The sequence below is a fragment of the Colwellia sp. 6_MG-2023 genome (assembly GCF_030547765.1).
In the GTDB taxonomy this organism is placed as follows: Bacteria; Pseudomonadota; Gammaproteobacteria; order Enterobacterales; family Alteromonadaceae; genus Colwellia.
On record NZ_JAUOPP010000001.1, the window covers coordinates 324,267 to 344,262 of the forward strand.

Here is a 19,996-nt window from a genome sequence, read left to right on the forward strand (position 1 = left end):
ATTGCCTTTTATGTGTTGTACGGTTGTAGCGTATTTTGCGGCGTAAGTGTTTGCACCGCTAATAAATGCTCATAAGGTAACGTTTGTACTTTACCCGACACTTTGTTGCTTACTACCGCGAGTACTTGTTGCAAAACTACAGGCGAAATTAAAAAGCCGTGGCGGAACAACCCATTTATTTGTATTAACCTGTCTTGCACAATAATTTGGGGCTGGTTATCGCTAAAAGCAGGGCGAGATTGGCTAATATGTTGACGAATGTTAGCTTCAGCAAACCCTGGGTGAACACTATAAGCAGCGCTTAATAATTCCATTGCTGAGCGTACGGTCATATTTCCGCTATCATCACTTTCAATTTCAGTGGCACCAACGACATAAAAACCTTTTTCTTTGGGCGCAATATAAAGTTGATATCGTGGATGCATTAAGCGAATAGGACGTGATAAATGGACATCGGGTGCGAATAACTGAAATAACTCACCACGCACAGAGCGTAAATCAGTTAAGGGAGCACAATGATAATTCGCGTTTTTAATATTAGCGCCAGTCCCCCGACAATCAAGGACTAGATCAAAGGTTTGGCTTTGTTGGTCAGCACCTTTGGTTGTATAAGAAATAGAGCTTTCGTGGGTAGCCGTTTTTATTTCGGTCACTAATGTTTCACTGAGCCAATCTATACCTTCTTGCTCAAGTTGCTTACGTAAAGCAACGAGTAATCGACGATTACCAATTTGCCCTTCTTGGGGTAGATACAAGCCTTGGGTAAAGCTACGGCCAAGCTCGGGCTCTAACTCAGTTAGTTGGGTACGATTTAATGAGTGCTGCTTTTGATCTGGATAATGGTGCTGTAAATGGCGAGTAAATCGTAGGTAATCTCCTTTGTCTTGTTCGTGACTCACCATAATGGTGCCAGTTTGCTGAAAGAAGGTATGCTCATCTAAGCTTGCAAGTAGGCTGGGCCACAAAGATAAGGATTCAAACCCCATGGCGACAATATTCTTTTCGCAATGGAGTGATTCACCTAAAGGCGTTAATAAACCTGCTGCCGCATAAGCGGCGCTGTTATGTGCGAGCTTAGTGTCTTTATCAAATAAAGACACCTTAAATTGAGCTTGGCGATGTAAAGATAAGGCTAGCAAGCGGCCTATCAACCCTGCACCTACAATCGCAATCTTCATTACTTAGCACTATGGTAGATTTCACTACCCGTTGCTTTAAATTCAGCGGATTTTTCCGCCATCCCTTTTTCTACCTCAGCTTGTTCAAGGTTGATTTTTTCGTTATTCGTTTGGGATGAATCTAATACAATAGTTTCATCTAGTAATTGAATTTCAATTTTACGACCAGATTCAAGATCGGCAGCATAATCACGAACTTCTTGAGAAATTTTCATTGAACAAAACTTGGGACCACACATCGAACAAAAGTGAGCAACTTTCCCCGACTCTTGCGGTAATGTTTCATCGTGGTAAGCTTTGGCTGTTTCAGGATCTAACCCTATATTAAATTGATCGTACCAACGAAACTCAAAACGCGCCTTGCTCATTGCATTATCGCGAATTTGAGCACCTGGGTGACCTTTGGCTAAATCCCCTGCATGAGCAGCAATTTTATAGGTGATTAAACCTTCTTTTACATCTTCTTTATTGGGTAAACCCAAATGTTCTTTTGGCGTTACATAACAAAGCATTGCGCAACCGTACCAACCAATATTGGCAGCACCAATACCTGATGTAATGTGGTCATAACCCGGTGCAATATCTGTCGTTAATGGTCCTAACGTATAGAAAGGGGCTTCACCACAATGCTTAAGTTGCTCATCCATATTGGCTTTAATCATATGCAGTGGCACATGCCCTGGACCTTCAATAATAGTTTGTACATCATGCTGCCATGCTATTTTTGTTAACTCGCCTAAGGTGTGTAATTCAGCAAATTGTGCTTCATCGTTAGCGTCTGCAACTGAACCTGGGCGTAAACCATCACCTAATGAAAATGAAACATCATACTGTTTTAAAATTTCACAAATGTCTTCAAAGTGTGTGTATAAAAAGTTTTCTTTGTGATGTGCTAAACACCATTTCGCCATGATTGAACCACCGCGAGAAACTATACCTGTTACTCGCTTCGCTGTCATAGGTACATAACGCAATAAAACACCAGCATGAATCGTAAAATAATCGACGCCTTGTTCAGCTTGTTCAATTAAGGTATCGCGGAAAATTTCCCAGGTTAAATCTTCAGCCACACCATTAACTTTTTCTAAGGCTTGATAAATAGGTACAGTGCCAATTGGTACTGGTGAATTACGTAAAATCCATTCACGAGTTTCATGAATGTTGCGACCTGTCGATAAATCCATTACAGTATCAGCCCCCCATTTAGTGGACCAAACCAGTTTTTCCACTTCTTCTTCAATGGAAGAGGTGACTGCTGAATTACCAATATTGGCATTAACCTTGATTAAAAAGTTACGACCAATAATCATAGGTTCACATTCAGGGTGATTGATATTGACTGGAATAATCGCGCGACCGCGAGCAACTTCGTCGCGAACAAATTCAGGGGTTATTTTCTCAGGGATACTGGCACCAAAAGATTGCCCTTTGTGTTGTTGTAATAAAATGCTGTCTTTTACGTCTTCGCGCTTTAAGTTTTCACGAATGGCGATATATTCCATTTCTGGCGTGATAATACCTTGGCGGGCGTAATGCATTTGCGTTACATTTTTGCCTTTTTTAGCGATGCGCATGGTAGGTAATTTTTCAAAACGAATTTCGTCTACAGCTTCATCATCTAGACGTTGCTGGGCAAACTCTGAATGGGTTTTGGAGAATAACTCAGTGTCATTACGAGCATCAATCCATGATTCACGTAAACGAGGAATACCCTTGTGTACGTCAATATTAACATTTTCATCGGTATAAAACCCAGAGGTATCGTAAACACACAGAGGTTCATTTTTTTCGTAAACAGGCTTGTCCTTGTCACCGCTTACTAAAGTATCGGTTAAGGTGATTTCACGCATAGCAACTTTAATGTCGTGTATTTTACCTTGAACATAAACTTTTTTAGAATTAGGGAAAGACTGGTCTGAAACATTTTTCAAAAATGCAGCTGCCGCCTCACGCTTTTCACGTCTGCTTGGTTTATTTTTAGGGGATATATTTTTTTTACGTATGTTTTCTGATTGATCGTTCATGGTCGCTACCTATTTTAATACATTAAAAAAGAAGCGGAATGACAACAATAAAGGTGTGTAATGAAGGAAGCTAGGCGCTAATAGCGCTAACTTTCTCTTGTTCCCTACGCAGATACTAACCTGTTCAGGTATTACGGATCCCGCTTACGCGATCTCAGCCTTTGGCACTCCGACAAGTTGCGTTATTAGCTATGCTAGTAACGCGGAAAGATTCTAACGCGATGCGAATGTAGTAAGCAAGTAAAAGTTGAAAAGCAATGTAAAGGTACAGGTGTTAGTTCTTGCTTTGAAAAAATTTATCTCTAAATGATTTTTCTTGTCGGTTGTTACGACACTATTTTTATAAATTAAATTTTTAACAAGTACTTAGGTAGTTATTTGGTTATTTGGTTATTTGGTTCGGTATGTATCCTTGCCTGCATAAAAAAGTTAACATTTAGCGGTTTTTACTTTTAACGATTTTCTAAGCGATTAAAGTCTAATAAACCCGCTGAATTAGCTTGATTTTTTTTATACCAAATATGTAATTTATCAGCGTATTGCCAAAAGTTAGGGTCAGTACGTCGTATAGCAAATTTATCTTTAAGTTGGCTATAATCTTGCTCAGTTTTTATATTTTTTAGTTCATCAATAAATGTATTTAACTGCTGCTCACTGACCTGAAAGAATGCGTTTGGATACGTACCAACGACACCTGAAAGTACCGTTAAAGTATCTTCTGCAGGTATGCGTCGTTCATCTTCAGAAAATAAGTGAGCAACGTTGGTATGAGCACTATTATTGATTAATGTGTAAACACTGTTACCATGCGCTCCATTAACCATTAAATAACTAACTTGTGGTAAAATTGATACCGCTGAACCAGTCATTTTATTAAGGCGATTTAGCTTGTATTCATTAGTATTACTGTTGTCGGTCTGAGGTAAGTTATAGTTATTAACCTGACTATTGTTAGTGTATTTCGCGACTTTATCCAATAACTCTTTTTTTGAATTTTTGGTTATATAGTTAATGTTCGTTTCTGGTAATTGATAAAAGTCATCTGAAAATATGTAATCTTGAATGTCTTTCGAGGTGTTTCTATACCAATGTTCATGCACTTTTCTGCGATCCTTTTTAGGTAAGAAAGCAATAAAATTACTTTCGGCTTCCATACGTAAGAAGTCCATATATAAACGTGTTTTCAACTGATGACTTACATTGCCATAAACATCAAAGCCCGCAACTAACAAATAGTGAATACGCTCTAAAATTGGGTAAGTAATAAACCAGGCTGTTTTTGGTGTTTGCCCAATAAAACCTTGTAAAACCGAGGCACTATCAAAATGCCTAAAGATAGTTAAGGTAGCGTTCGGATTACCATTTCCTGACCAAATCAAATTAAGATCAACATCATTTTGTTTAAAGTTAATCGCCTTCATATGATCCAGTTTACTTTTGACATAAGCTTTTTCACGATTAGCATAAGAGCGCCAATATAATAATGAGAAAGTTTTATCACTCGTTGCCGCCGGTAATTGTAATAAGTCACTTTTGTTATCAAGGAAGGTATCAGAGTTAAAATCGTTGATATAGTCAGGATCAGCGAATAAGACCCAAAAGTGATCTTCTATTACATTTAGGGCGACTTGTCCTCGACAAACAGGACCTTTAATAAAGTTCATAATTGAGAACTGCGCTTGCTCTAACAAAAAGGTATAACGTGATTTTGTTGGTATATCTCGGAAGGTAATAAAAGGGTTAGCTGCGTTTTCTAACTGGTAATCAGGTAGTTTAGCTACTTGATATTGAGGCGAAATAAATAGTGTATCAAGTGATTTTAACTTTGCTAAATCAAAACGGTAAGGCATATGACGTTTGGCGATGATAGTGTCGTATTGCTTAAGTATTCGATAATACACTTGCGGTTGTGCTGACTTGTCGCTTGCTCCTGTTATTTCGAGCATTTTTTTATTACTCGCAAAAGGGGAGTCAAAAGGTCGGCGGGTATCAATAATTATTGCAGGCTCTCCAGGTGGAGTACTTGAACGGACTATTTTGAAATAACGTTGACTATTTTCTTTAAAATACAAGTTAGCAAGATACAAATGTTCAAATAAATAACGTGAAACAAGTTGTTGCTTGTTATTTGTGCTATTTAACCAGCTTTCCCATTTGTCTATAATATCTTGTTCGTATTCTGTGGCCGGTTCGGCTGTTGGTGCTTGTGCGCCATTTTTTATCCAACTGGTTAGCTGCAAATGCTGTGTTTTATTTAAACCAGGCAGCCCATAAGGCATACCACCTAAAGGGTAATTCTCTTTATAGTGTTCAAATTCTTCTATTGTAGGGCATTGTTGTTGTCTATTGAGGGAAACATCAAAGCTATTATCTAATAATTTTGTGTTAGGTAAAGGGTGCTCTTGTTTTAACTGTAACATTTGATACATTAAGCTGGCATTAGCATTAGCGATAGGGGTTTGATTACGTTCATTTAATACTGGAAAGAAGCCTTCTTGACGTAAAAAGCTCAATTGTTCTTTATCCTGAGTAGTTAACGTACTGATGCTGTGTGATTTTTTAACTGCCAGTAAGCGCTCACCATTATAGACAAGTTCCTTGTTGGCACCACGCTCTATGCCGACAATATTTTCCATTTTTAATTGGCATGGCGCATCGAAACAGCCATGACAAACAACACATCGATTTTCGATGATAGGTTTGATTACTTGGTTAAAATGTATGTTTTCTTTGGCTGGTATTTTCTGAACAGGTAAACGGTTTTCTACACTAGCAGCGCCATAGAGGTTATCGTATTCAAACATACTTATGGTAGCGCAACCGCAAAGAACAGAGAGTACAAATAACCAATGATATAGGCGCATAAAGATCCTCGGCAAGCTGCCGTTTAAGAAAAGCTAATGATTTAGCTATTAAATTTTAAGCGGGGTAAGGTCATCTGTAAAGGTTGATGTTGTTATGATAAAAATAAAGGTATAGTTTAGTTAGGATTAATACCGTGTGAAATTGCTATAAAATTAGCAAAAATTTATGATGACCAAGCCATTAACATAAAGGCAAATTTTTAAAAGGGCAGTTATGCACAATCGATTTATAGTAGGTTTTATATTTTGTTTTTTTCTTATTAACACAACGACTGTATTTGCAAATGCAACAAAGTCAATCAATACTAAAGTAGACTTTAAGCAATATAGTATTACAGCACCATTCAAGGTTAGCTTGCCTATTATTCCTTTAGATTTAGTCGAAGAAAATACTGCTTTCAATGAGTTAGTACTTATTGGTATTGATGAACTGAATCAAACTTGGTTGGCCGTTTATACTTATAATGAGAAATCAGATGAATATATTTTATTAGATAAAATAAGAGTTACAGATGAGTATTTTGCTTTTGATGTAAGTGAGGATAGGAAAGGGCTCTACTTGTTAGCGAAAAATAAGGTAGTGATGCTTAAGTTTACTAGCAAAAGTAAAACTGACCTTACTTTAATTTCTGGTTTGTATTTTGATTTTAAACAAGAGGTTAGCTCTATTTTCCTCTTGCCAAAATCACCGTTTATTTCTAAGAAGAATTTCATTCAAGATGTTAATCAAGATGGTTATGAGGATATTGTCTTACCTGATTTTGATAAAACAAATTTATGGCTTTTTTCTGACAAAGGTACTAAGGCTACATATCAACATCTGGCCATTAATACCCAAATAGAATTAGAAAGAGGCGGCGTAAAATTTACACCAACAGCGTTATTCTTTGCTGATTTCAACCTTGATGATCGTCAAGATATTGCCTGGGTCTCTAAAGGACATATCAATTATTTTAGTCAAAATGAAAATGGAACTTTTGCCTCAACTGCAGCGAAAATTGCTTTAGCCGATACTATTTACGGTGTAAATTGGTGGCACATTAAAGAGGCGGATGGCGAAAACCTCGACCAAAGTAATTTAATACATCGGGCTGTTGAAGAGATTAAGGATATTAATGGCGATGGTTTAACCGATGTTGTTGTTCGTTTTACTCAAAGTTCAGGAGTGTTAGATAGAACCAATGATTATGAGTTTTATTTAGGCTATATAAATCAAGAGCATCAGTTAGCTTATTCTACAATTCCCACTACGGTTATTAAGGCAGAAGGGACCTTAACTGACTTGAAAATAATAGATGTGAATCAGGACGAAAAATATGAAGTGTTAGTTTCTTCATTCCAGTTAAGTGTTGGCAATATTATTGGTGCTTTACTGTCTGGTGGCATAGATCAAAATGTTTTAGTGTTTGCTTTGGATGATGAAAATAGTTATGAAGAAGATGCCCTTATAAGCAAGGAAGTTGAATTAAACTTTAGTTTAACATCAGGGCAGAGTGGTGAACCTATTGTACGCTTAAGTGATGTTAACGGTGATGGTTTACAAGATTTAGTGTTATCTTCTGGGCAAGACCGTTTAGTTATATTTTTAGGTAACCAGAGTGCAAAATTGTTCGCTCGTAAAAGTAAAAAGTTTACAGCAGTATTGCCTGAAAATGGTAAATTGTTTGAGCATTATGATATTAATCATGACGGTAAAGAAGACTTTATTATGCGTTATGGGCGCTTAGATGATGAAAGCTTAGCTAACAAAGTGACTATATTAATGGTTAAATAGTATGCGTATAGGAAGTAATATAGCCCATTGAAACTAAGTTACTGAGTAGGCCTAGCTGTCTTTTCTATTACAGCAGAGGCCAATAACTGGATTTATGTACTGGTTGTAAAGTGATAAGTAAAGCCTGCTCCTGTATCAATATTATCAATTAAAATATCCCCTTTTAATGTTTGAGTAATCAGGTTATAAATTATCGACATTCCTAAGCCAACCCCCCCATCTTGTCGCGCTGTGGTAAAAAATGGATCGAAGATATGCTTTTTTACTTCCTCAGATAAACCAATACCATTGTCATGATAATTTATTTCAACCGTGTCATGTTTTTTACTAATATCAATTACAATACGATTGTTTTCTTTATTATTAAATCCATGACGAACGCTGTTGGTAATTAAGTTAGTTAATATTTGAGCATGTATACCCGGGTAAGTAGCTATATTAATGTCATCATCTCCCGTGATAGTTAATGTGACATTTTTGGTTCTTAATATTGAATTTAATGTGGTGATTAACTTTTTGTAATAATTTTTAATATTAATCGTATCGATTTCTAAGTGGTGTTGGTCAACTGCCGTTTGTTTAAAGTTCTCAATGAGTCTTTTTGCACGAAACAAATTATCTTCTTGCATGTTTAACGCGCGACTAACGGACTCACAGTAATCATTCATGTTTTTTATACTGAGAGACTTTTTAGCCACTTTTTCTAATAACTTTTTATGTTTTTCAGCAATAATACTATGTGTGGTGATCGCAATACCTAATGGAGTATTCACTTCGTGGGATATGCCGGCAACTAAGCCACCTAAAGCCGCCATCTTATCGGATTCAACTAACTGCTTTTGCGCGTTTTTCAGCTTATCAACCGTTTGGGATAGCTCTAATGTACGAGATAAAATGGTATTTTCTAATTCATCTTCATAGTTTTTCCGTTCTAATTCGGCAGCAATTCGTCCTGAAAATACTTTGAATAGGGTGAGGACATCTTGCTCATTTTCGAGTGATTTTTCATATAAAGAAACAATAATACCAATTGTTCTCTGCTTTGAATCGTATAAAGGAGAGCCTATATAAGCATCTATATTCATCTCTTTTAAGAGTTTGTCCTGTGGAAACAGCTCACAAACACCACCACGATAATAGCAAACGGAATTATCTGCTACATCAGCACAAGGAGTATCTTTTAAAGTATATTCAAAGTTATTTGCTATTTCACCTTTTGAGACTAAAGCGATTGTTCTTGACGTTGATTTTTTAGGGTCAAGTACGGCAATAAAGGTGTGATCAGCATTTATTACCTCATGTAAGGCTAGCGTAATTGAGTTAAAAAAATCATCACCATAAGTATTGGATACCGCTTCAATAACAGTACGAATTCTACTTTCCATCATCTACCTTAGTGATTTTTATTCTTTTTATTATTATGGCACAAGATTTTTTTTTGTGCGAATAGAGAAATATTGACAATCACCTTTATGAAGATAAATGGTTATACAAATGAAAGGGGTGTTGAAAAACGAGTGAAACTGATGCGCTTTTTACTGTTAGTAAAGTGTCAATGCTTATTATTTTTATCGGGAAAATAAGCTGATAGCATGATATAAATGACATTAATTTTTTAGGCTAGTTATAGCGATAACTCTTTTGTAAATTATATGATGCAAATTATAAATAATTCAATATATTCAGCGATTATACTTTTATTTTTATGCTTAAGTTTTCCGCTTAATGCCAAAGATAATACCATGACTAAAATGGTACGAATTAGTATTCCGTTGTCTGACAACATCAGTAATCGTTATGAAAAATATCATTTATTTGCTTATAACTATTTAGGTTATCAGGTTATTTTTGATCGTATACTGACTGGTAGAGCTAGAGAGTTAGTTAACAAAGGCGAGCTAGACGGTATGATGATTGCGGAAAGAGAAATCGAACAAACTTTTGCGAATTTACTACGTGTTCCTGTGGTCTTAGCAAAAGGCGCGTTAGTGCTTTATTGTAATAAGAGTGTTGTCTGTGACAAATCAGTATTTAACGATGCTGATAATGTTATAGGGGTAACGTCAGGCAAGTCTATATCGTCTAATTTTATAGATACGGTTGCGGCGTCGAGCTATGCCATTAAAAGTGATGAAGATCTAGGTTCTATGTTAACAAAAGGTCGATTGTATTATGTATTACTTATTGATGAAGTGGAGTTGGGTAATCTTGGTAGCTTAGATGAAAGCCTATTTAATACAGCGGTTGTTTACCACTCAGAAGGTTTTCATTATATTAATAAAAAGCATAAAAATTTATTACCAGGTTTGACTCAAGGGTTTAAGTTAGCAATTGAACACTATGGGCCGTTAGTTAGCCCTAAAAAATAACTACTTGATACTTTACACAATCATTTATTTTTGTAAATAGGGCAATATAACTAACTTAAGCAGCGGGTTAACTAGTTGAGAAATACTTGATAAGCGAGATTTTCAGTCGCTTCTTCAAATTGATAACCCAAAGCATTCAAATGCTCAAAGAAGTCATTTTCTTTACTAGGATCAAGCTCAAAGCCTGCAAGCACTTGTCCAAAAGCAGCACCGTGATTGCGGTAATGAAATAATGTGATATTCCAATGTTCACCCATCGCATCTAGAAATTTTTCTAATGCGCCAGGGTGTTCTGGAAATTCAAAGCTAAAGATACGCTCGTTATCATTATCAGCACTACTTTTACCGCCTATCATATAGCGAACATGTAATTTTGCTAGCTCATTATCGGTAAAGTCGTTTACTTGATAATTTGCCTGTGCTAACTCGCCAAGAAGTTGTTGGCGCTCTGTGTCATTACCACCTAAGCGTACACCAACGAAAACATTAGCATCTTGTTGGCCGTTATAGCGATAATTAAATTCAGTAATTGCTCTATTACCTAATGTTTGGCAAAAACGTTTAAAGCTACCCTTTTCTTCTGGGATAGTAACAGCAAGCACTGCTTCTTTATTCTCACCTAACTCACAGCGCTCTGAAACATAACGTAACGTATGAAAATTCATATTAGCACCAGATAAAATGGCAGCTAGAGATTCTTCACCTTTACTTGTTGCACAGTACTTCTGTAAACCAGCTAAAGAAAGTGCACCAGCGGGCTCTGCAATTACTCGTGTTTGTTCGAAAATGTCTTTTATTGAAGCACAAATCTCATCAGTATTGACCGTAATTACATCATCACAGTAGCGTTTAATTAAATTAAAAGTATGCTCACCAATACGCTTAACTGCAACGCCATCCGCAAATAAACCTACCTGCTCTAGATCAACAGGAGTACCTGCGCTAAGTGCAGCTTTCAAACAGGCTGAATCCTCGGCTTCAACACCAATAATTTTAGTATTTGGGCTCAGTTGTTTTAAATACACTGACATACCAGCAAGTAGGCCACCACCACCAACAGGTATAAAAACTACGTCGGCATGAGGTAATTGTTGCAACAGCTCTTTAGCAACAGTACCTTGGCCAGCAATCACATCAACATCATCAAAAGGATGAATAACGGTTTTCTTTTCAGCTTGAGCATATTCGACAGAAGCTAATTGCGCTTCATTGAAGCTGTTACCGACTAAACGAACTTCACCACCAAAACGTCTAACATTATCAACTTTAATATCAGGTGTTGTTTTAGGCATAACAATTGTTGCTTTGATACCTAATTTATTTGCTGCTAGGGCTAAGCCCTGAGCATGATTTCCTGCTGATGCGGCAATAACGCCATGAATACATTGTTCTTCGCTTAAACCAGACAGCTTATTATAAGCGCCGCGTAGTTTGAAAGAATGTACAGGCTGTTGGTCTTCACGTTTTAAATATATTTGATTATTTAAACGTGCAGATAACTTTGTTAACGGTGTTAACTCAGTTTCTACCGCAACATCATAAATTGGGGCAAGTAAGATACGTCTTAAATAATCTAGTTGTTCTGCGTGCTCTGATAATAGCGCTTGGCTTTGTTTTTCGGTCATTGGATCTATACTTCACTTGCTGAGTTAAGTAAAAAAACGCCATCATTAATATCAGGCGCTTTTTACTTTAGTACTTAAAAATTAATCGTTATTTATTATCTAAACCATCTAAAAGTGCACGATTTCGTACCGCACCTTTATCAGCGCTAGTTGCTAACATGGCATAATTTTTTAATGCGTAGCTGATAGGACGAATACGATCTACAGGTTTCCAAGCGTCTCTGCCTTTTGCTTCCATCGCTGCACGACGAGCATTAAGCTCTGCTTCAGGTACTTGTAAGGTGATTTCACGTGTAGGGATATCGATATGGATAATGTCCCCCTGCTCTACTAATGCAATTGCACCACCATCAGCAGCTTCCGGAGATACATGGCCAATTGATAAACCTGAAGTTCCACCAGAAAAGCGACCATCAGTAAGTAAAGCACATTCCTTGCCTAAGCCCATCGACTTCAAATAAGTGGTTGGGTAAAGCATTTCTTGCATGCCTGGGCCACCTTTAGGACCCTCATAGCGAATAACAACAACTTCTCCGGCAACAACTTTGCCATCAAGAATACCGGCTACCGCATCATCTTGGCTTTCAAAAATATGAGCAGGTCCAGTAAATACTAAGTTGTCGTCACTTACGCCAGCTGTTTTAACTACACAACCATCTACAGCGATGTTACCTGAAAGTACCGCTAAGCCACCTTCAGTAGAAAAAGCATTATCAATACTACGAATACAACCACTTACTCTATTGTCGTCTAAAGTATCCCAGCGACAATCTTGACTAAAGGCTTTGGTTGTACGGATACCAGCAGGGCCTGCACGATAGAATTTTTTAACGTCTTCATCGTCTGTTACTTTAATGTCGTACTTAGCAATAACATCCGCTAAGCTTGTACCTAAAATATTTGGTACATCTGTTTTTAATAAACCTGCACGTGCTAATTCACCTAAAATTGCAATTACACCACCAGCGCGATGCACATCTTCCATATGGTATTCAGGTGTTGATGGTGCAACTTTACATAGTTGTGGAACAAGACGTGATAACTTGTCCATATCTTCCATGGTGTAATCAATTTCAGCTTCTTGTGCTATTGCAAGTAGATGTAGAATAGTATTGGTTGAGCCACCCATAGCAATATCTAAGCACATAGCATTTGAAAAAGAATCTTTGTTAGCAATATTATGTGGTAGTGCAGACTCATCGTTATCGTGATAATAACGTTTAGTTAGTTCAACAATTTGCTTACCCGCATTTAAAAATAATTGCTCACGGTCAGCATGAGTCGCTAGCATTGAACCGTTACCTGGTAAGGCTAAACCTAGTGCTTCAGCTAAACAGTTCATGGAGTTCGCGGTAAACATGCCAGAACATGAACCACAAGTAGGGCATGCAGAACGTTCGATTTTATCGCTTTGTTCGTCACTTACTTTGGGGTCTGCACCTTGAATCATGGCATCAACTAAATCAAGTTTAATAATTTGATCGGAAAGTTTAGTTTTACCTGCTTCCATTGGACCACCAGAAACAAAAATTACTGGGATGTTTAAGCGCATTGCTGCCATCATCATTCCTGGAGTAATTTTGTCACAGTTTGAAATACATACCATGGCATCAACACAATGCGCATTAACCATATATTCAACTGAATCGGCAATAAGATCACGTGACGGTAAGCTATACAGCATACCTGAATGTCCCATGGCAATACCGTCATCAACAGCGATAGTATTAAACTCTTTCGCAACACCACCAGCCTCTTCAATAGCGCCAGCAACTAGCTGCCCCATGTCTTTTAAATGTACATGACCTGGTACAAATTGCGTAAATGAATTAACAACAGCAATAATCGGCTTGCCGAAATCACCGTCAGTCATTCCTGTTGCACGCCAAAGCGCACGAGCACCAGCCATATTACGGCCTTGAGTTGAAGTTGCAGATCTTAATTTAGGCATGATGTTATGTTCCGTTTGAAAATAGTGAAGTAAACCTTATTTTGAAAACATATTAAAAGAATAATGTCCGATAATAGGCTTTTAAAATTAAATTTTTGTGTATGTATAAGTTTTTATGTTTCATATGTGACAATTTAGCTTGCCATCATTGAAATACAGTAGCAGTAAAGGAAGCACAGCGTTTATTACTATAAGTGAGTCTTTCCAATGCCGCTACTATAGAAAATATCAATGAATAGCGTTGTTATTTTGCTATTTTACAGGGTCTAACCAACCGTCAGGTATTGTTGTAGTACCATTAAACATACCAAAGAAAGCATCTTGAATAGCTTTAGTAATAGGACCACGAGAACCTGTGCCAACAGCAATGCCATCAACTGATTTAACGGGTACTATTTCAGTTGCAGTACCAGTCATAAAGAATTCATCGGCAAGGTATAAGCCTTCACGAGCAATGGTTTCTTCACGCACTTCGTAACCTAATTGTTTAGCAAGTACAAATACAGTATCACGTGTTAAACCTTGCAAAATTGAAGCAGTGCCTGGTGGGGTAAAAATAATACCATTACGTACTAAAAATAAGTTTTGACCCGCGCCTTCACTAACTTGGTTATTTACATCCAGAGCAATCCCTTCAGTGTAACCATGACGACCAGCTTCCATTGATATTAATTGCGAAGAAAGGTAGTTACCACCAGCTTTAGCCGCAGTAGGCATAGTATTAGGGGCTAACCTGTTCCAAGTTGAAACACCTACATCAACACCATTTTCGATCGCTTCAGCACCTAAGTAGGCTTCCCAACTAAATGCCGCTATCATTAAATCAGCTATCGCATCAGCAGGCGGACGTAATCCCATGCCAACATCACCTAAAAAGGCTAAAGGACGTAAATAAGCTGCTGTTAGATTGTTATCTTTTACGGCATCCTTACAGGCTTGCATTACTTCTTCTTGAGTATAAGGTATGTTCATACGATAAATTTTAGCGGAATCAAATAAGCGCTCAATATGCTCTTTCAAACGGAAAATACACGTACCTTGGTGAGTATCATAAGCACGAATACCTTCAAATACTGATGAACCATAGTGTAAAGCGTGACTCATTACATGAACGGTAGCATTTTGCCACGGCATGAGTTCACCATTGAACCAAATTAGATCTGCATTTACTTTTGCCATTATATGTTCCTATGTTTTCTGTCACCTTATTTACATTGAATAAAGTAACCTAAATAATAATTAAACTTTTTGTAAGTTAGTGCTTAGCTAATAATAGGCTAAACACTATAACGTTAAGCGTTAGATAGCTGTGTCGCGTTATTGTCTACCTTGACACTCTTGATGTCGACCAGTTTATTAATTTGATCAATTAATAGTGTAATAGGGCGATCACTACTCACTAATAACTCAATGGTGGCAATATTATTCGTGTTATTAACGCTGGCGGTAATACCATCAATTAAAAAGCCACGATAACGAGTCACTTGTAAAATCCGCTCAAGTACAACCTGTTTATCGTCGGTCATGATGATTAGTGTATAATTGTTCATGTTAAGCGCTCTCCATCATTTCGTTGTTAGCACTGTTTGGCGGTACTAAAGGCCATACATTATCTTTGGCGTCAATTTTTACTTGTAAAAAATAAGGACCATCGTGATCTAGCATTTCATTGATTGCATCAGTCACTTCACTTTTTTGCGTAATTTGCTTGGCTTTTATATCGAAAGAGCGAGCTAGCATACAAAAATCAGGGTTGTCAGCTAAATCCGTTTCACTTAGTCGCCCTTCAAAGAATAAATCTTGCCATTGACGAACCATGCCTAGCTTTGCATTATCTATTAACAAAACTTTTACTGGAATTTGATAACGTTTAATTGTTGCTAGTTCTTGTATGTTCATCATGATAGAACCATCACCAGATACTGTGATAACTGTATCGTGCGGGCGACTTATCTGTGCACCAATCGCGGCTGGTAAACCAAAGCCCATGGTACCCATACTACCACTGGTTAAAAAGTTACTTGGCTCATCAAAAACCATATGCTGAGCTGCCCACATTTGATGTTGACCAACATCGGTAGTAACACAGGTGTTTTTAGGCATTAAATCACTAACTTCTTTTAATACTGCTGGGGCAAAAATACTGTCACCAGGGTGATCGTAGCGCCAAGCACAATCAGCTTTCATTTTTTGAATGTTTGCTTGCCATTCTGTAATGTTTAGCGACATAGTTAATAAAGGTAAATTTTCCTTTAAGTCACCTAAAATAGGGGCGTCAGCTTCTCTACGTTTATTAATTTCAGCAGTGTCTATATCAAAATGAATCACTTTCGCGTCAGGTGCAAATTGGTCAAGTTTACCAGTTACCCTATCATCAAAACGTGCACCAACAGCGATAAGTAAATCACAGTCATGAACAGCTAAATTAGCTGCTCGTGTACCGTGCATACCTAGCATACCTAAATAGTTTTCATCTGTTGCATCTAAGGCGCCTAGCCCTTTTAACGTTGAAACCGAAGGGATGCCAGTTTCACGCGCAAATGCTCTCACTTCTTCAATAGCATTTGCCATACCTACACCACCACCCACATATAGAATAGGTTGTTTAGCATTGGTAAGTAAATCAAGAGCTTTGCTGATATCAGCAAGTGGTAACTTCACTTTATTTTTAAGTGGTGCTGCTGATTTAAAGTTTTGCTCTACTGCCGCCATTTGTACATCTTTAGGAATATCTACAAGTACAGGCCCTTGTCTACCTTCTAAAGCAATTTCAAAGGCTTGGTGTAAAACTTTCTCTAATTCATCTACATGATTAACTTGGAAAGAGTGTTTAGTACAAGCGAGTGATAAACCGAAAATATCTGTTTCTTGGAAAGCATCACTACCCATTGCGGCGGTAGGCACTTGGCCTGTAATTGCAATTAGGGGAATTGAGTCAGCAAGCGCATCAGCAAGACCAGTAATTAGGTTTGTGGCACCTGGTCCAGAGGTTGCCATACAAACACCAATTTTACCTGAAGCTCGGGCATAACCGACAGCTGAAAATGCAGCGCCTTGCTCATGTCTACAAAGAAAATGCTGAACATTGCTATCATACAATGCATCATAAATAGGCATAATAGCGCCGCCCGGATACCCAAAAACATGATTAACGCCATGCTGTTCAAGTACATTAAATAGTAATCCGCCGCCAGTTAACGGTTTGCTGTCAGTCATGATAATTCCAAAGTTGTTTAGTGTTTTAAATTTTTCCCTAAAAACACAAAACCCTCGGTTCTTTCGAAGCGAGGGCTTATGTTTCTGTATTGCTTTTCTTTAGCTCAACGAAAACCCCCGAGATGATTCAATCACCACGACGAGCACGTTTATAATAATTAATAAGTTAAAGTGTTGCATTGTTGTCTAGTTTACTTTTTTTTAGGTTAAATATAAAGCTCATTTAGCTAAGAAGTGATAATTTATATTCTTATAGTGAATTTTTATTCACGTCTTTTTTATCTTCTATTTAAATTAGTACCATAGCACTAATGTTTGGAGCAAGCTTTTTTTCTCAGTTTTTAGCTCTATCGAAAGAAGTAAAAGTTATATGAAAAAACTGAGGTAATAGTCGAGTAAAAAATATGAAGTAAAAATTTTGTGATTAAAATTAGAATAACAAAGAATATTTTCCTACACTGAACAAGAAGAATGAATAAATGGAATTAATATGTCTCTTGCCTGTGTTTATAGTCGAGCGCGTGTTGGTTTAGAATCACCGCTTGTTACTGTTGAAGTTCATCTTGCTAATGGTTTGCCTGCTTTTCATATTGTTGGCTTACCTGAAGCTTCAGTTAAAGAATCAAAAGACCGTGTTCGTAGCGCTATTATTAATTGTGGTTACGAGTTTCCCGCAAAAAGAATAACCATTAATCTTGCCCCAGCAGATTTACCAAAGGAAGGTGGTCGTTTTGATCTACCTATTGCTGTTGGAATTTTAGCGGCTTCTGAACAGATTCCTCAAGTTGATTTAGCACAATATGAATTTGCCGGTGAATTGGCTTTGTCAGGTGAGTTGAGAGCCATTATCGGCGAAATACCTATGGCTATGGCTTGTAGTGAAAGTAAGCGAACGTTAATTGTTCCACGCGAAAATAGTGAGCAGGCGAGTTGGGTTAAAGAGGCTAAAATTCATGCTGTGGAACATTTAAGCCAGCTTTACGCGCATTTTTCGAGACAAATGATTTTACCTTTTGTGGAGGAAAAGGCACTTGAGCAGTTTACTGATATTAATGAACTCGATATTAGTGATGTTATTGGACAGCCACTTGCTAAACGTGCTTTAGAGCTAGCCGCAAGTGGTAATCACAATTTACTTTTTATTGGCCCGCCTGGCACAGGCAAAACCATGTTAGCAAGTCGGTTAGCCGGAATTTTACCTAAGATGACTGAGCAAGAAGCGCTAGAAGTTGCTGCTATTCAATCGATAACAAACCAAAAGATAAACGCCAAGTCTTGGTTAACACGGCCTTTTCGTGCGCCTCACCATACTGCATCATCAGCTGCTCTAGTGGGTGGTGGAGGACAACCTCAACCAGGGGAGATCTCGTTAGCACACAATGGCGTTTTATTTCTTGATGAACTTCCTGAATTTGAACGCAAAGTACTTGATGTACTGCGTGAACCGATGGAATCCGGAGAAGTGACTATCTCCAGAGCGATGCACAAACAAAGTTTTCCTGCCAGATTCCAGCTTATTGCGGCCATGAACCCTAGCCCAACTGGCTTTTACAATGATAATCGTAGTACTCCCGAACAAGTATTACGTTATTTGAATCGCTTGTCTGGTCCTTTTTTAGATCGAATTGATATTCAGATAGAAGTTGCGCGTTTACCTAGAGGCACTTGGGCTGGAGATACTGATATGAATGAAACCAATGAGATTGTTCAGGCGCGTGTGCAGGCTTGTAGAATGAAACAATTAGCACGGCAAAACAAGGCCAACGCGCATTTAGGCACCAGTGAGTTAAAAAGTTATTGTCACTTATCCGCTGAAAATAATGAGTTTCTCGAACTAGCGGTAGAAAAGTTGGGACTTTCTACTAGGGCTCATCATAAGATTTTAAAAATAGCTCGAACCTTGGCAGATATGGCCGATGAGAATGATATTACTCATGCACATATTACAGAAGCATTGTCATACCGGGCAATGGATCGCCTATTGCGTCATTTAACTAGTTCGGTATCGGTATGATGAACAGGATAGCAATATTTTTTGTCATTCTGTTTGTGATTTAATACGGAATTTCATGAGTTGTGTACTTAGAGTTTGATAAGGCATTTAGCTGATCGAAGCAAAGAAAGCCTTAATTAATGGCTGTGATTTAGATTGATTTAAACAACATACCCCTAAGTCAAATGGTTCTATCTCGCCGACATCAGCTAAGTATTGAACGCGATCTTTTACAGGACTATTTTCAACGACCACTTGGGGCACTATGCCAACGCCACAGCCTAAAGCAACCATACTCACCAAAGCCTCATGTCCAGAAACTGTTGCGTAAATATTGGCTTTACCTTGTTGTTTTTTTCTATACCAATATTCAAAACGTTTACGAGCTGTACCATGTTCTGGCAGTATAATGGGCACTTCTGACCAAGGTATTGTTTTGTTTTTTTGTCGGTCTATTTGTAATAACTGTAACACTCTACATTGCATGGTTGGTGCAATAACAGCTAACGGAATGGTGGCAAGATGATGAAAATAAACACTTCTCGGTATATGCTCAGGGTATGCAGCAATTGCAAAGTCGACCGATTTATTTTGCACAAACTCTAAACCGTCGGCAGCATCACCTGTAGTTAGCATAATTTCAACTAACGGATGTTGACTTCTAAAGCGCTCAAGTAAAGGAGGTAAATGGCTGTACGCGGCGGTAACCGAGCAGTAAATATGTAATTTTCCGGTTAATAGTTCCTTTTTTTCATCTAAAGAATTTTTGAAAAATTGCCATTGCTCTAATTGTTGCTCAGCATAAAGTTTAAATTTCTTTCCTGCATCAGTTAGCTCAACACTACGATTATCTCTATGAAGCAAATCACTGTTAACTTCTTGCTCTAAGCGTTGAATTACCCTACTTAACGTTGAAGGACTGACATGAAATGCTAGTGCAGTTTTCCCAAAATGTAATGTTTGGCTCAAATGTACAAACATAGATAATGTTTTTTGTTCCAT

At 37.7% G+C, this 19,996-nt stretch carries 13 protein-coding genes and 1 riboswitch; of the genes, 3 read left to right on the forward strand and 10 right to left on the reverse strand.

Annotation, left to right across the window (positions count from 1 at the left end; all coding sequences use genetic code 11):
* Positions 1-8: 8 nt before the first annotated feature.
* The 3 genes from thiO to Q4503_RS01400 all read right to left on the reverse strand — a co-directional run bounded on the left by thiO (position 9) and on the right by Q4503_RS01400 (position 6,066).
* Complete coding sequence (gene thiO / locus Q4503_RS01390) at positions 9-1,178, reverse strand: glycine oxidase ThiO (RefSeq protein WP_303601197.1); 1,170 nt, start codon at positions 1,176-1,178, stop codon at positions 9-11.
* The gene (gene thiC, locus Q4503_RS01395) at positions 1,178-3,202 is read right to left on the reverse strand and encodes a phosphomethylpyrimidine synthase ThiC (protein WP_303601198.1); all 2,025 of its coding nucleotides are present in this window, start codon (positions 3,200-3,202) and stop codon (positions 1,178-1,180) included. The genes thiO and thiC overlap by 1 nt, the downstream gene beginning before the upstream one ends.
* Positions 3,203-3,286: 84 nt before the next feature.
* Positions 3,287-3,384: riboswitch (TPP riboswitch) on the reverse strand.
* Positions 3,385-3,654: 270 nt separating this feature from the next.
* Entirely contained in the window at positions 3,655-6,066 is a 2,412-nt protein-coding gene (locus Q4503_RS01400; RefSeq protein ID WP_303601199.1) for a fatty acid cis/trans isomerase, read from the reverse strand.
* 214 nt (positions 6,067-6,280) lie between these two features.
* Between Q4503_RS01400 and Q4503_RS01405 the strand changes: the two genes are divergently transcribed.
* Positions 6,281-7,840, forward strand: coding sequence for a VCBS repeat-containing protein (locus Q4503_RS01405; protein WP_303601200.1), 1,560 nt, complete (start codon positions 6,281-6,283; stop codon positions 7,838-7,840).
* Between the two features lie 92 nt (positions 7,841-7,932).
* Here Q4503_RS01405 and Q4503_RS01410 read toward each other — a convergent pair whose 3' ends face one another.
* Positions 7,933-9,225, reverse strand: a complete 1,293-nt coding sequence (locus tag Q4503_RS01410) for a HAMP domain-containing sensor histidine kinase (RefSeq protein ID WP_215971855.1) — start codon at positions 9,223-9,225, stop codon at positions 7,933-7,935.
* Positions 9,226-9,582: 357 nt separating this feature from the next.
* On the opposite strand from Q4503_RS01410, the gene Q4503_RS01415 reads away from it, so the two are divergent.
* Positions 9,583-10,209 (forward strand): hypothetical protein, encoded by a 627-nt coding sequence (locus Q4503_RS01415; RefSeq protein ID WP_303601201.1) that lies wholly within the window; start codon positions 9,583-9,585, stop codon positions 10,207-10,209.
* 71 nt (positions 10,210-10,280) lie between these two features.
* On the opposite strand, the gene ilvA is transcribed toward Q4503_RS01415, so the two are convergent.
* The 5 genes from ilvA to ilvG all read right to left on the reverse strand — a co-directional run bounded on the left by ilvA (position 10,281) and on the right by ilvG (position 17,001).
* Positions 10,281-11,834, reverse strand: a complete 1,554-nt coding sequence (gene ilvA / locus Q4503_RS01420) for a threonine ammonia-lyase, biosynthetic (protein WP_303601202.1) — start codon at positions 11,832-11,834, stop codon at positions 10,281-10,283.
* Positions 11,835-11,922: 88 nt separating this feature from the next.
* Positions 11,923-13,785, reverse strand: coding sequence for a dihydroxy-acid dehydratase (gene ilvD / locus Q4503_RS01425; protein WP_215971858.1), 1,863 nt, complete (start codon positions 13,783-13,785; stop codon positions 11,923-11,925).
* Positions 13,786-14,037: 252 nt separating this feature from the next.
* Positions 14,038-14,964 (reverse strand): branched-chain amino acid transaminase, encoded by a 927-nt coding sequence (locus Q4503_RS01430; RefSeq protein ID WP_215971859.1) that lies wholly within the window; start codon positions 14,962-14,964, stop codon positions 14,038-14,040.
* A 113-nt stretch (positions 14,965-15,077) separates the two neighbouring features.
* The gene (ilvM, locus tag Q4503_RS01435) at positions 15,078-15,335 is read right to left on the reverse strand and encodes an acetolactate synthase 2 small subunit (protein WP_215971860.1); all 258 of its coding nucleotides are present in this window, start codon (positions 15,333-15,335) and stop codon (positions 15,078-15,080) included.
* A gap of 1 nt (position 15,336) precedes the next feature.
* Positions 15,337-17,001 (reverse strand): acetolactate synthase 2 catalytic subunit, encoded by a 1,665-nt coding sequence (gene ilvG / locus Q4503_RS01440; RefSeq protein WP_303601203.1) that lies wholly within the window; start codon positions 16,999-17,001, stop codon positions 15,337-15,339.
* 490 nt (positions 17,002-17,491) lie between these two features.
* On the opposite strand from ilvG, the gene Q4503_RS01445 reads away from it, so the two are divergent.
* Positions 17,492-19,015: a YifB family Mg chelatase-like AAA ATPase gene (locus Q4503_RS01445; protein ID WP_215971862.1), complete on the forward strand. Its 1,524-nt coding sequence runs from the start codon at positions 17,492-17,494 to the stop codon at positions 19,013-19,015.
* 87 nt (positions 19,016-19,102) lie between these two features.
* On the opposite strand, the gene ilvY is transcribed toward Q4503_RS01445, so the two are convergent.
* On the reverse strand, positions 19,103-19,996 hold the full coding sequence (gene ilvY / locus Q4503_RS01450) for an HTH-type transcriptional activator IlvY (protein WP_215971863.1): 894 nt from the start codon (positions 19,994-19,996) through the stop codon (positions 19,103-19,105).